The 13,880-nt window shown below is 38.1% G+C and carries 15 protein-coding genes; all 15 read right to left on the bottom strand.

The features are described from left to right. Window positions 1-107: 107 nt before the first annotated feature. The 15 genes from LN736_RS03270 to LN736_RS03200 all read right to left on the bottom strand — a co-directional run bounded on the left by LN736_RS03270 (window position 108) and on the right by LN736_RS03200 (window position 13,861). Complete coding sequence (locus tag LN736_RS03270; RefSeq protein ID WP_150355762.1) at window positions 108-1,571, bottom strand: flagellin N-terminal helical domain-containing protein; 1,464 nt, start codon at window positions 1,569-1,571, stop codon at window positions 108-110. 31 nt (window positions 1,572-1,602) lie between these two features. After that, entirely contained in the window at window positions 1,603-1,956 is a 354-nt protein-coding gene (locus LN736_RS03265) for a four helix bundle protein (protein WP_150355761.1), read from the bottom strand. A 110-nt stretch (window positions 1,957-2,066) separates the two neighbouring features. After that, entirely contained in the window at window positions 2,067-3,923 is a 1,857-nt protein-coding gene (gene flgK / locus LN736_RS03260) for a flagellar hook-associated protein FlgK (protein WP_150355760.1), read from the bottom strand. A gap of 151 nt (window positions 3,924-4,074) precedes the next feature. After that, window positions 4,075-4,482, bottom strand: coding sequence for a flagellar export chaperone FlgN (flgN, locus tag LN736_RS03255; RefSeq protein ID WP_150355759.1), 408 nt, complete (start codon window positions 4,480-4,482; stop codon window positions 4,075-4,077). Window positions 4,483-4,514: 32 nt separating this feature from the next. Next, window positions 4,515-4,790: a flagellar biosynthesis anti-sigma factor FlgM gene (gene flgM / locus LN736_RS03250; RefSeq protein ID WP_150355758.1), complete on the bottom strand. Its 276-nt coding sequence runs from the start codon at window positions 4,788-4,790 to the stop codon at window positions 4,515-4,517. A 292-nt stretch (window positions 4,791-5,082) separates the two neighbouring features. Further along, window positions 5,083-6,300, bottom strand: coding sequence for a flagellar motor switch phosphatase FliY (gene fliY, locus LN736_RS03245; RefSeq protein WP_268253746.1), 1,218 nt, complete (start codon window positions 6,298-6,300; stop codon window positions 5,083-5,085). Beyond that, entirely contained in the window at window positions 6,293-7,288 is a 996-nt protein-coding gene (fliM, locus tag LN736_RS03240; RefSeq protein ID WP_150355756.1) for a flagellar motor switch protein FliM, read from the bottom strand. The genes fliY and fliM overlap by 8 nt, the downstream gene beginning before the upstream one ends. Window positions 7,289-7,315: 27 nt before the next feature. Beyond that, the gene (locus tag LN736_RS03235; RefSeq protein ID WP_150355755.1) at window positions 7,316-7,717 is read right to left on the bottom strand and encodes a chemotaxis protein CheW; all 402 of its coding nucleotides are present in this window, start codon (window positions 7,715-7,717) and stop codon (window positions 7,316-7,318) included. Between the two features lie 184 nt (window positions 7,718-7,901). Continuing rightward, the gene (locus LN736_RS03230) at window positions 7,902-8,264 is read right to left on the bottom strand and encodes a response regulator (RefSeq protein WP_150355754.1); all 363 of its coding nucleotides are present in this window, start codon (window positions 8,262-8,264) and stop codon (window positions 7,902-7,904) included. Window positions 8,265-8,296: 32 nt separating this feature from the next. After that, entirely contained in the window at window positions 8,297-8,896 is a 600-nt protein-coding gene (locus tag LN736_RS03225; RefSeq protein WP_150355753.1) for a chemotaxis protein CheC, read from the bottom strand. Between the two features lie 11 nt (window positions 8,897-8,907). Further along, on the bottom strand, window positions 8,908-10,980 hold the full coding sequence (locus tag LN736_RS03220) for a chemotaxis protein CheA (RefSeq protein ID WP_150355752.1): 2,073 nt from the start codon (window positions 10,978-10,980) through the stop codon (window positions 8,908-8,910). Between the two features lie 11 nt (window positions 10,981-10,991). Continuing rightward, on the bottom strand, window positions 10,992-11,759 hold the full coding sequence (locus LN736_RS03215; protein WP_150355778.1) for a CheR family methyltransferase: 768 nt from the start codon (window positions 11,757-11,759) through the stop codon (window positions 10,992-10,994). Window positions 11,760-11,769: 10 nt separating this feature from the next. Further along, entirely contained in the window at window positions 11,770-12,879 is a 1,110-nt protein-coding gene (locus LN736_RS03210) for a protein-glutamate methylesterase/protein-glutamine glutaminase (protein WP_229980840.1), read from the bottom strand. Window positions 12,880-12,901: 22 nt separating this feature from the next. Beyond that, window positions 12,902-13,390, bottom strand: a complete 489-nt coding sequence (locus LN736_RS03205) for a chemotaxis protein CheD (RefSeq protein ID WP_179977050.1) — start codon at window positions 13,388-13,390, stop codon at window positions 12,902-12,904. Between the two features lie 24 nt (window positions 13,391-13,414). Beyond that, complete coding sequence (locus LN736_RS03200; RefSeq protein ID WP_150355749.1) at window positions 13,415-13,861, bottom strand: chemotaxis protein CheW; 447 nt, start codon at window positions 13,859-13,861, stop codon at window positions 13,415-13,417. Between the last annotated feature and the right edge of the window lie 19 nt (window positions 13,862-13,880).

The following is a 13,880-nucleotide window of genomic DNA, read 5'->3' as shown; positions in this document are numbered from 1 at the left end:
CTTTATTTAGTTAAGAGTGTATAGTGTACAGTATATAGTAATGGTGGAAATTTTTTAACGGAGTTAAAAAATTTCTTCCTGAACTTTTAACTATTAACTATTAACTTTTAACTGATATAGTCCATAAGCGTAGGCTGCATTATCCTGGCTCCAGTCTGAAGGCATGCCTGATAGATTGTTATCATGGTTGCATATTCTATGGTTTTTTCCGATATATCTATATCCTCTGTTTTTGAGAGTATGTCAGTCATGTCCACTTTAGAAGAAGAGTTTTGATCCGATAATCCATCCATTCTCTTTTCCTTGGCGCCTATCTGGGAATCCACCTTGAGCACCTGCTTCGAAGCTGCATCTATATCTATAAGATCCTGATTTGTAAGTTGCTCTTTAGCCTTATCCTGATTGTTAACCCATGTATAGTAAATATCATCTCCATCAGCATCTTTTTCTATATCTCCATCAGCATTCAATAGTGGCGTTGCCCCTTCATCAGTTGCCTTTATTTTATTCCCCTCAGCATCTTTACAGTCCCATACCTGTCCCGCCATATGATGTTCTATCCTGTCCATCAAAAGTCTTATATCATCATTATCCCCGGAACCATATTTCATCACATCCACCGCTGTGGTATTGTAATCCAGAACAACTCCCTGGGATACCTCTATATTTTTGGAAGCTCCTATGTTTTCCAGATCCATGCTGGAAAGCTGCTTGCCATTGACCCCTGATAAATTATCAATATCAGTACTGCTTATTTTTATGATTTCACTACTATTTACAGCCAGAAATTTTATATTGCCGTCATTGGTTTTCACAACATTTACTTTATCCCTGAAATCAGGATTGGACTGTATTTGAGCATTTAAATTTTTAACTGCATCATCTATGTTTTCAGGATCTCCTCCATCCAAGCTTTTGGCATTTAACGTCGTTATTTCTTTATCAACAGTTGTTCCATCACTTTCAAAAAGATCAAGCTTTATATTTCCACTTGTCCACTGGTCTTTATCAAATCCATCTGACACCACATCAGGGAGATAATCTACCGTATTCCCATCTTTATCTGAATAATCTATTCTGACACAGCCTTTATAAACATCCGTGCTGCGGATTATATCATAAGTTGAAGTACTTACAGGTTTTGAAAGCCCTGCAGTACCCCCGAATACATACTCTCCCTTGAAGTTTGTATTTAAAAGCTGTGCAATCTGTGATACCTCCTGATTTACTTCATCGTTGATCTTATCCATTTCATCCTGGGTATAGCCTCCATCTCCGCCGCCCTTCTCCAGGTTGTTTCTTATCTTTGTAAGCACAGTATTGAGCTGAACAAGAGCTGTATCCGTGGTCTGCATCCATCCCTGGGCAGCTTTTATATTCACGGCATACTGGGCATTGTAATCTATTGAAGTCTGAAGCTGCATTGCTCTCTGCACATTTATGGGATCATCCGAAGGCTTCGAGAAATTCTTCATGGAAGACATCTGCGTTTGAATTTTACTTAAATTTGTAAGATTTCTTTGCATATCTGAAAGAAAATTATTCGACAATAATTTATTTGTTACTCTCAAAAATCACACACCCCTTTCTTTAATTAACAATTCACGATTCACAATTATTTTTTGTAGTCTTAACTATGGAATTTAGTATCTTACATAACTCTTTGCATTTACACAATATAGAATTCTCTTTATTTATATAACCTGTGCTAATCAGCAATTCAATCCAGTATTCCGTTTCATTTGCTTCTTTCAATGCTATATTCATTTTAGAAAGAAAGTCTCTCTTCGATTGGCCGCTTAACGCCTCTTTAACATTTGCACCTATACTGGTTCCCGACTTAAGAAATTGCCTAAATAAAATATATTCTCTTCTTTCTTCACATAGTTTTTTATACAAATGCACTATATCAATGGAAAACTGAAAGGATTTTTTCTCTATTACATTCAAACTCATACTTTAACTCCTCGAACAATAATATTTATTTAAAATATCTCCACATTTCAAATAAATATTCCTTTAACTGTCCATTGTGCATTGTCAATTGTCAGTTATCCATTGTATAACTATTTTTTAAGTCCATTTACCACTACATCCAAAAGTTCATCAATTGTCGATATCATCTTTGCATTTGCCTGGTAGCAGTGCTGGAATTGTATGAGATTTGTCATCTCCTCATCCATGGAAACCCCTGATACAGATTCCCTTGACTGGGTATAGTTGGCGAGCTGGGTGGCTTCATTGCTCACCTGAGTTTTTGCCTCCTGCTCCTGCATGCCAACTTTGTTCACCAGATCATCAAAGTAATTGTCAATAGTGGAGCCTCCCGTCACGCTTCCTACAGAATACACATTGTTCAACTTGTCATTTGTGGAAAATATGTCTTCAACCAATTCATCTCTAGTTGAAGTTGAAGTCACACTTTGTATATTCATAAGACTGTTTGCCAGCTGTGCTATTGCTGCGGCCCTGTTTCCATCGGTACTGTCATTGAGGGAATTTCCCTTTGAATCGTATTTGGTGGCAGTTTTTATTTTTGAAGGATCATTTAAGATGGCCACATTTACTGTTATGTTCCCAGCATTTATGTTCTTTTCATCATCAGCACCATAAGTGGAAGATGCAGGATCTGCATTTACAAAGAAATTGTTTATGCCGCCTTCATGAGACCCAGCATTGTCTCCATCTGCAACCCAAGTGCTGCTCTGGCTTATTATGGAATTTACGGAAAGAGCAAGTGCCTTAGCAAATTTATTCAGCGTATCTTGATAATCATCCACATTCTGCTGTACAGCCATATATCCCTTTAACTCACCCGTAGGCGGCTTGAAAAGCATAAGCTGCTTAAAATCCACAGGTTCAGTGCCATCAAGCTTTTTTCCGTCTGTAGCAATTTTATTATCTCCATTTGTATCCTTATAAGCCATACCAGTACTGTCGGCCCAGAGCACCCTGCTCTCATCCAGTTGCTTTGCCTCATCTGCTGTCATAGTGACTGTAAGTGTAACTTTATTGTTAGCATCCGTAAGAGTATCCCCTTTCTTGTAATATACAACAGTATAAGTACCGTTTCCGCTGGCATCGACTGAGTTAGGATCTATGCTATTTATATAAGAAAAACTGGCTACATCATAACTGTCCGGATTATCGGACTGGACTATATTGAGCGGATTACCGTCAGTTCCAATAGGTGCTGTACCATCGACTCCATCGCTTGAGGTGGTGACGTCAATGCCGTCCAGAGATCTCTGGTTGATGGTTATGCCAAATTCACTGCTCAATTGATCCAGGAGAAGATCCCTGCTGTCCATGAGATCATTGGGGTTCTGTCCGGATATCTTGACATCTTTAATCTGCTGGTTCAATTTGGATATCTGGGACAGCATGCCGTTTATGTCCACCACCAGGTTTTTTATCTCGGTATTTGTATTGTCCTTGATACTTGTAAGCTGTGAATAAGTGCTGTTTATGCTGTTAGTCAGCTGATAAGCCTGCTGGGCAACGGTGCTTGTATTTTCTGTGGAGCCTGACAGGTCCTGCCATGAACTAAAAAACTGCTGTATAAGCGAGGAAATTCCAGTATCCGTAGGTTCGTTCAGGGCATTTTCCACCTGAGTCAGATATTTATCCTTAGCTGTATACTGGCCGCTTACACCCATCTGCACCCTTACCTGGTAGTCCAGAAAAATGTCCCTTATTCTATCTATAGAGGCCACCGTCACTCCTGTTCCCAGCTGTCCTGCGCTAGCTGGACTGTTCATGCTGGGCATGGTATAGGGCGGGGTGGTTACAAGATCCGCCCTCTGCCTGGAGTACCCGTCTGTATTTGCATTTGCTATATTGTGAGATGTCACATTTATTGCCGTCTGCTGCGAAAAAAGCCCGCTCTTTGCTGTATTGAATATTGAAAACAATCCCGGCATTTAATCAACTCCTTTTTTCCAATTTACAATTTTCAATTGACAGTTGACAATTTTAGGTAGAAATTTTTAATAGAATTAAAAATTTCATCATTAACTGTTAATTGTCCATTATCAATTGTTAACTCTCAATTATGCATTGTGCATTGCTAAACTATCTGCTCTTTCCCAGTGCGTTGTAGGTAACTGCTTTTCTGGCTGGATTGAGTGCCCTGAGCATCTGGTTGGTAAATACAAGCCACTGTTTTATAAGGGCCTCGTTTGTATCCTTTTGCAGCTGCATTTTTCTGAGTAATTCCACTATATTTTCATAGGTTTTTTTCATATTTTCATCCTTGGATTCTGCAATAACTTCTCTCATAGGTCTTTTGTCTGTAATTTTTCTTCTTTCCACTTCCCAGAAAGCTACGGTTTTGCTCTTCTCCTCCAGTACTTTCACTATTTTATCCAGTTTAAACACTTCTCTTTTTAAAAGGTACTGATTTTGATCCTCCAGGGCCTTAAGAAGTTCTTTTAAAACTGAATACTCGTTTTCCATTATGTTCATCAACTGCAGTGACACCGCATCTCACCTCCATAGAACTATGGGGAGAACTATAATATTTTCCCCTTCATGGCATCTAAAATTCTAGATGCCACCAATTTTTTATCTACATTATAGGTTCCGTTTTCCACAGCCTTTCTTATACTTTCTATTTTTTCTTCAGAACTTATGAATTTATCCTCAGGAGAATAAGAACTCAAACTTTTTCCTGCAGACGAAATTTCAATGGAATCCTTTTTATCCATATTTTTAATTGTCACGTGCTCTTTCTTATTTCCCCCGTAGATATTCAATGCCTGGTTCAAAATGATCCCATTAATCTTCATATAAATACACTCCCTTAAATTCAACGACTCCAAATGTTCTTTGTCATTAATAATATTATCGGGTATATATATTTAAGGTTTATACTTTGGATAAAAGATAAACATGTTATTTTAGGACCAAAGTCCCCTTAAATTCCCACTTTAACGCTATATATCAATTCAATTATAATTCCCATTAAAGGTTACTAATATCAAAATTGAAGAGCCAACAGAAAATGAAGATTTTCAGCAGAAACTGAAAACCAACCAAAACCATCAACTCTTCACTCTCAACTCTCAACTGTAATAAAACCTATTTCAGGGATTTAATCCTCTCCTCGTTGCTCACAATACCCGTTATCCTCACACCGAAATTTTCATCCACTACTACGACTTCGCCGTAAGCTATCTTCTTTCCGTTTACCAGTATCTCCACAGGCTCCTCGGCCAGTTTATCCAGTTCTACCAGAGATCCCGTACCAAGATTCAATATGTCCTTGATATTCTTTTTGGTTCTTCCAAGCACTACCGATATCTCAAGTGGCACGTCCAATATCAGATCTATATTTCTGGGCACATTCTCCACGGTTTTAGGTTTGCCAAGGGGTTGAAATGCCGCCTGCTGCACCGGTACCTGTTTCTTAACCGCACTTGTTTCTATAGGCTTTTCATTTATGCCGCTGCCGGAAGGTGAATTGCTCTGCTGCGGCGGAACGGAAGAAGCTGCTGCGGCCTGTGAAACAGCATCACCAGAAGGTGCTTCACTTTTGTTTTCCACTGCTTTGGCTTTGGATTCAGCTGCTGCTTCCTCCTCTCCTTCCTGACCCATCATTATGGAAACTATTTTTTTTGCAGTTGCCAGAGGAAACAGCTGCATTATATGGCTGTCTACTAATTTACCTATTTTAAGTGAAAAGGACACCTTGATCACAGATTCCTCGTCACCTATTCCCTCGGACAGCGGCTCTGTGAGATCCGTCCATATTTTTGATTTAGGAGGGGATATATTCACCTCTCTCATAAACATGGTGGCCATGGAAGTGGCTGCAGAACCTATCATCTGATTCATGGCTTCAGATACCGCACTTACCTCTATTTCACTGAGTTCAGATTTCTTTCCATCCAGTTCACCGCTGTTTCCCATCATGAGATCTGCTATAACAGCTGCATCTGTCACTTTCATCACAAGAAGGTTTTCACCTACTATTCCTTTGGTATACTGAACTTCCAGCGCAATATTGGGAATTTCAAACTCATTTCTCAATTTTTTCAAAGTGGTCAAAGTCACCACCGGAGTAGTTATATTCACCTGCTGGTTTATTATTGTAGAAAGCGCTGTGGATGCAGATCCCATGGATATATTTCCTATTTCCCCCAACAGATCTTTTTCTACATCCGACAATTCGGAGGTATCCTGGGAGCCAGTTTCTGACGCCGGATCTGCTTTATTTTCTTTATCTTTCTTATTGTCTCCTCCGTTTAAAAGTGCATCTATTTCTTCCTGTGAAAGAAACCCATTCCCATCATTCATAATTTTCCACATCCTTACTTATAATATCTAGTATCTCAACGCCCATGTTTTTTCCTATTATGCCAGGCTTTCCATAACAATATACCTTGTCTTCTACCATCATCTTTATAGGACTTTTAGTGTTTTCATTTAAGGTAATCACATCTCCTATATTCAGATTCAAAAATTCCTCCACTGTGAGTCTGGCAGTTCCAAGTACGGCAGAAAGCTGCATTTCAACTATATTGAGTCTCTTTCTGAGCTTTTCTCTGGACTCATTTACTACATCCTCATCGCTGTCCTGAAACCAGTACTGTACCACCAGCTTATCCAATACCTTCTCTATACTCAGATAGGGAATGCATATATTTATGAAAGTATTGCTTTTACCCATTTCCACAGAAAAAGTTATAAGCGCCACGGGATCATTAGGTGCAAGAGTTTGATTTAATGCGGGATTCGTCTCAATTCCCTCTACTTCTGTCTCCACCGACATTACATCTTCCCAGGCCAGTTTTAAATTGGATATAAGTCCTGCATTCACCACTTTTATAATATTTTTATCTATATCTGTGAATTCCCTGGCTTTATACTTACCCGTTCCACTTCCCCCCAGGAGGAGATCTATAATTTCAAATACGAACTGCGGATTTATTTCAAACAGCACGGAGCCGCTTAAAGGCGGCATTTTAAATATGGTAAGTACAGTAGGATTTGGCACAGAGTGAATAAATTCCTCGTAGGTTATCTGCTGTACTGATTCCAGTTTTACTTTTACATTACTTCTTACCTGTGCAGTCAAATAGTTTGAAATTATTCTGGCATAGTTGTCGTGAATAAGTTCCAGAGTTCTTATATGATCCTTAGAAAACTTCTGCGGACTTCTAAAATCATAGGGCTTTACTTTTTGCTTTTCCTCTTCTTTAGGCACTTCATCAGGAGTAAGTTCTCCTGCAGACAAGGCAGCTAAAAGGGCATCTATCTCATTCTGTGATAATACATCTGCCATTCTCTTCCCTCATTTCTCGTGAAAATTCTAATTTGAAAGAAGCTTGTCTATATCGATTAGTGTAACTACTCTATTTTCAAGATTTACTATTCCCTCTATATAGGCTTTTTTTCTTTCATCATTTATCTTCTCAATAACATTTTCTTCTAGATCCAAAACTTCATCCACCTGATCTACAGTTACACCTACCAGTTCATCTTCCATTTCCAGTATTATTATATTGTTTTCACTCTTGTCACTCTTGGGAATGTCCATTAAAAGATTTATATCCAAAAGTGATATTACATTTCCCCTTAAATTTATAAGCCCTTTTATGTAGGCCGGTGCCTTGGGGACCCTCGTTATTTCCATTGCATCATTTATACTTTGAACCTTAGCTGTTTCCACAGCAAATTGCTCGTTATTCAATCTAAATATAACAACCTGCATATCTACACCTCCATGCGCATATGGATACATAAACTATGTACTTGTAAGCTGGCATATCAAAGTCACAGTTTTATACGTATTTTAACAAAGTTTAACATTGAATTTAATACTACTAAAATATTTCGTTATAAATTATATTACCTTTATATTGGTTGTGAAATTTTAACTTTAATTTTACATCTTACTATGAATTCACAACTTTACTTATTGCCTCCAGTACTCTATCCGGTTGAAATGGCTTTACAATAAAATCTCTCGCACCAGCTTTTATTGCATCCATAACCATGGTCTGCTGTCCCATCGCGGAACACATTATTATTTTGGCGCTTGGATCCAAAGCCTTTATGGCCTTTACGGCCTCAATACCATCCATATCCGGCATTGTTATATCCATTGTCACTACATCAGGTCTTTCCTTTTTATATAATTCCACAGCTTTTATACCATTGTTTGCCTCTCCTATCACTTCAAATCCGTTTTTCTCCAATATATCCTTTATCATCATCCTCATAAATGCAGCGTCATCCACAATTAATATTTTAGCCATTTTTTTCCCTCCAAAATTATATACTACTGTTATTATCCTATTCCTAAAGCATTTAAAATTTTTTCAAGAGATCCGGGCACAGGAATATAATAAAAATGCCCGCTCACCTTGCTGTTATTTTGCATAAGCAGTGTTTCTATATCAATGACATAATCATCAAACTGTCCTGATTCTATAAATGTAGTTGAAAGTATGGCCCCCAGCATGTCACAGGTAACTGCAGGTACAGAAGGTATAACATACAATCCTGTAAATTTAGCCATGGAATTCATATAAGAACTGGCTATTATATTTCCAACTTCACATACAACGGAATTTCCCATCTCATCAATATACTCTTTTTTCTGGCTCGTAAGCATGTATATGAGATCAAGTGCAGTATTCTTTTCAAATATAAATAGTATATTTCCAGGTGCATCACCCAGTATTCTGACTATTACCCCTACAACTATTTCATCTCCTCCTATACTCTGGAAGATGTCCTCAAAGGGCACAACATTTATAGAAGGTACAGTCATGTCAACTTTTTTATTCAAAAGCTGGGAAAGAGCTGTAGCAGCGTTTCCTGTACCTATATTGCCAACTTCTTTCAGTGCATCCAACTGTATAGGAGTGAGCTCCTTATAATTCATACCTATCCTCCTCATACTAGGTAAGCAACATCTAATATAAGTGTTACAAGTCCATCACCAAGTATTGTTGCCCCCATGTATTCTTTCAGGTTCTGTAGTGTTTTTCCAAGAGGTTTTATTACAATTTCTCTCTGCCCCAAAAGTGAATCCACCATGAGTCCTACAGTTTTCTCTCCTACTTTAACTATAACAATATATTTCTTCTTGCTGTCCGATTTTTCAATTCCCAGTTTCTCGTACAGCCTTATAAGCGGTATAACATTTCCATTATATATTATAACTTCCCGGTTGCTTGTCATTTTAACCATATCATCGCTGTAATCTATAACTCTATCTACATATCCAAGCGATATGGCCATGGTCTCATTTCCCGCCCCTATAAGCAGTACCTGAATTATCTGCAGTGTGAGAGGCAGTCTTATTATAAAGGAAGAACCCTTGTCTTTTTCACTTATGAGATCTACGGTTCCCCCGAGAGAGGATATTTTGGTCTTTACTACATCCATGCCAACTCCCCTGCCTGAAATATCAGTTACTTCCTTATTGGTGCTGAAGCCCTGCATGAATATCAGATTTTTTATATCACTGTCCGACATTCCATCGGTATTTATACCCATATCCTCTGCTTTTTCCCGAACCTTGTCTACAGGTATTCCGCCTCCGTCATCTTCTACTTTTATCACCGCCTTGGTCCCTTCCTGATAGGCAATGAGTTTTATCTTTCCCACGGGATCCTTTCCCTTTGCAATTCTCTCTTCTTTAGGTTCTATACCATGATCTGCTGCATTTCTGATGAGGTGGATAAGAGGCTCTCCTATTTCATCTATTACTGTCCTGTCAAGTTCCGTGTCTGCTCCCTGAATTATAAGTTCCATTTCCTTATCCAGTTCAACGGATAAATCCCTTATCATCCTGGGAAATCTGTTAAATACTGTGTCCAGCGGCAGCATCCTGATTTTCATTACCAGATCCTGGAGATCAGAAGTGGTCCTCGCAACCTGCTCCAGAGTTTCATTCAATTCCGTCAATTTGTAGTTGCTGCTTATCTGCTCAAGTCTTGTCCTATTTATAACCAGCTCAGACACCATGTTCATGAACTTGTCCAATCTTTCCAAATCCACTCTCACAGACTGGTGGATCTTCTTGTGATTTTCCTTTTTCGAAGTTTTTTTGCTCTCCTTTTTCTTAGTGTCCGCAGCAGCAGGTTTGGGCTTTATATTTTCAGCCTGACTTTTAACTTTAGCTTTTATCTCGCTTTCCTTGGCCGCATCTTCCTTAACTTTTTTCGCCTTTACCGATTTTATATCCACATTTTCTATATCCACACTTTCCACTTCGGATATATTTTTCAAGGTATTATAAACTTTTTCTTCATCACTTTTAGTCAGAAAAACAAGCTGTATTTCAAATTCAAAGTTCTCACTTTCTATATCTTCTGTACCGGGGATGGACTTTATTATCTCCCCGATCTCCTCCAAATTTTTAAATATCAGAAAAGCTCTGGCCGACTTCAGCAGTGTACTTTCGCTGAGGTTGATTTTTATCTCATAGGCATTAAAGCCCTTATCCTTTGCCTGTTTAACCACATTTATATCATATTCGTTCAATTTTACAGAAGAATTGTCTATGTCTTTGGCTTCTACTTCACTGTCTGTTTTATTGTCTTCAGCTCCCACATTTTCCCTGCCGGCGGATGCTTCTTGAGGATTTCCCGAAATCTTTTCAAGTTCCTCTATAATGCCTTCAATAGGCACTTCTTCATCTACTTCATCTTCTATATTTTTTATCATCTGCTCAAGGGTATCCAGGCATTTAAACAATACCGTTACTACATCTTGCGTAACCTTAAGTTGGCCGTCTCTGAATTCAGACAATACGTCCTCCATCTTATGAGTCAATTCCGCCACTTCATTAAATCCCATGGTAGCTGCCATTCCCTTTATGGTATGTGCAACCCTAAAAATTTCATTCACCTTATCTATATTATCCGGTTCCTGTTCAAGCTGAAGCAGCGAATCATTAAGTGTCTGTAAATTATCCATTGCTTCCTCAAGAAACATAGCCATATACTGTGATGTATCCATTTTCCCCCTCCTTATAGCTTTCTGTACATAAAGGTAGATGCCTTCTCAAAACCATAGTCCCTGTAATTATAGATGCTTTCAGTAGCTCCAACAAACAGCAGTCCCCCTTTTTTCAGGGATTGACTAAATTTTTTATATATTTTATCTTTTATGTCCTGATTAAAATATATCACCACATTTCTGCATATTATCAAGTCAAAATTGTCTTCATAGCTATCCAATATCAGGTCGTGTTTTTTGAAGGTAACCAGATTTTTTATCTTATCACTTATAATATATTTATCGTCCTTTAATGTGAAATACTTATTTAAATATTCCCTTTTTACATTTTTTATTTCCGATGAAACATATTCACCCTTTTTGGCCCTCTCAATTATAGTACTGTCTATATCTGTTGCAATTATTTTATGCCTTCCCCCGGGGCTCAGTTCATCTAAATAGATGGCCACCGAATAGGGTTCAGCTCCGATGGAACATGCTGCACTCCATATCTTCAAATAGTTATTTCGAGAAAGCAGATCTCCTTTTAACTTGATTTTAAGCTCCTCAAATATCTCTGGATTTCTGAAAAATTCAGATACATTTATAGTTATGAAATCCAGGAATTTCTGCCTCTGCATCCTATCCACTTTTAAAAGCGCTATATAATCCTCTATGGTTTTCACTCCAACCCTGGACATAAGACTGTTTATCCGCCTGTGCAGCTGATTTGGTTTGTAGGCAGACAGATTTATATTGAATTCTCTCAGAACCCATTTTTCAAAATAATCCATATCCACAACCATAAGTCTACCTCCTGCCGAGCTTTATTATCTTCAAAATTTCGTCTGCTATTTTATCTATGGGCAGGACCAAATCTACCTTGCCGGTGGCATAAGCTGCCTTAGGCATGCCGTAAATAGTACAGGTGGATTCATCTTCTGCTATGGTGATTCCACCACTTTTCTTGATCTCGACGGTTCCATTTGCACCGTCTCTTCCCATGCCAGTTAAAACCACACTTATGATATTCTCTCCATATACCCTCGAAGCAGATAAAAATAACTTATCCACTGCAGGTCTTACCCCCCATATGGCAGGTTCTTCATTTAAATGTATTTTTCTGTCCCTCCAGACTTCCATGTGAAATCCGCCCGGAGCTATGTAAACAGTATTTTTCATTACATCTATGCCGTTCTGTGCTTCCATCACTTTTATATCTGAATTGGAATCAAGTCTTTCTGCAAAAGCTTTTGTGAATCCTACAGGCATATGCTGCACCACAAATACAGGCACCCCCATGTCTTTTGGGAATTGCGTTATGACTGTATACAGCGCTTTGGGTCCTCCTGTAGAAGCTCCTATTACTACGGCATCTACATTTCTCCTGAGCTCAATTCCACCGTCCATTTCATTTCCCGGATCTGCCTTTATGTAATCAGCAGCTGCCCTTTTAGGGCCTTCATCTTTATAAACTGGATCTGGTATATTTTTTATCCTGCTTACATTTCTATAAGCTGCCTTTATTTTCTTTATGAGTTCAGCTTGGACTTTATTTATATCTAGAGATATGGTGCCGGACGGCTTTGGCAGAAAATCAAATGCACCTGCTTCAAGGCATTCCATAGTAAGCTTCGTACCTTCTTTGGAGATACTGCTTAAAACTATTACAGGTATTTCAATACCTCTTTTCTTCAACTCACCGAGGGCAGTTATACCATCCATCTTTGGCATTTCCACATCAAGGGTTATTATATCAGGCATGCCTTTCCAAAAATTCGTGGAAAGCTTGTCTAAAAAATCTTCACCATTTCTTGCAGTGCCTATGACCTCCATAGATGGATTATTGTTTATCATATCCGAAATTATTTTCCTCATAAGCGCAGAATCATCTACTACTAAAACCTTAATTTCCTCCAAATTGCTATCACTCCATTAACCTTTAAATTTCTTTTATTCCTATTCCTACTGTCTTTATCTTAACCCTGCCATCGTAAGTATCAAATATCATGGTTCTTCCTTTATTGCCCCCCAGATCTTCCGCCAATATGGAAATAGAGTACTCCTCTAGTATATGTTTTACAGCATTTCCATTTCTATTTCCTATATCCATAATCATGCTTTTATCTGAAAAGTTGAACATGGATGCTCCTCCCGCTATTTTTGCCTTTAAGTTCTTTCTATTTACACCTAATTTCTCCAATTTTTCTATGAGCAGAGGGATAGCCAAATCAGCAAATTTCATGGGATTCTTTTTATTGCTGAATTGAGTGCTGTCCGGCAGCATTATATGTGCCAATCCTCCTACACTTATTTTATCGTCATACAGTGCTATGCCCACACAGGAACCCAAACCAATGGTTATAATTTTATCTGGGGAACCGGCTGTATTCATGTCTGCTATTCCTACCTTTATTTCTTTTCCCTCCATAAATATGCAACCTTTCAATTTAAATTATATGAGTTCCTTTTCCTTCTCCGTCAATATCCTTGCCATATTTAAAAATATTACTATCTTATCATCTATTTTAATAAGTCCCTTGATATATCTTTTTGATATTCCCGCTATTATTTCAGGTGGTACTTCTATATTATCGGTATTTATATCTCTTACTTCAGATACTACATCAACTATTACGCCTATTTTATTTTCATCCTGCTTTGTAACTATGATCTTAGCCTGATCCTTTTTCTGCTGGGATTCAAGTCCAAACTTTTTAGCAAGGGATATTACAGGAAGTATATTTCCCTCATAATTTATTACCCCCTCCACAAAATCAGGTGAATCAGGCAATTTTGTAGTTTCTTCATATCCTAAAATTCTCTCTATCTCCATAATATCTGTAGCATAGTATTCTTCGCCTATACTAAATATCAACACTTTTATTTCCTTATTGCCCATTGTCAAAAATCCTCCTTAA

Origin of the sequence: Clostridium aromativorans, assembly GCF_020908015.1 — a bacterium.
Classification (GTDB): domain Bacteria; phylum Bacillota; class Clostridia; order Clostridiales; family Clostridiaceae; genus Clostridium_B; species Clostridium_B aromativorans.
Note: the sequence above shows the minus strand (reverse complement) of the source record. Positions and strands in the feature narration are given on the sequence as shown.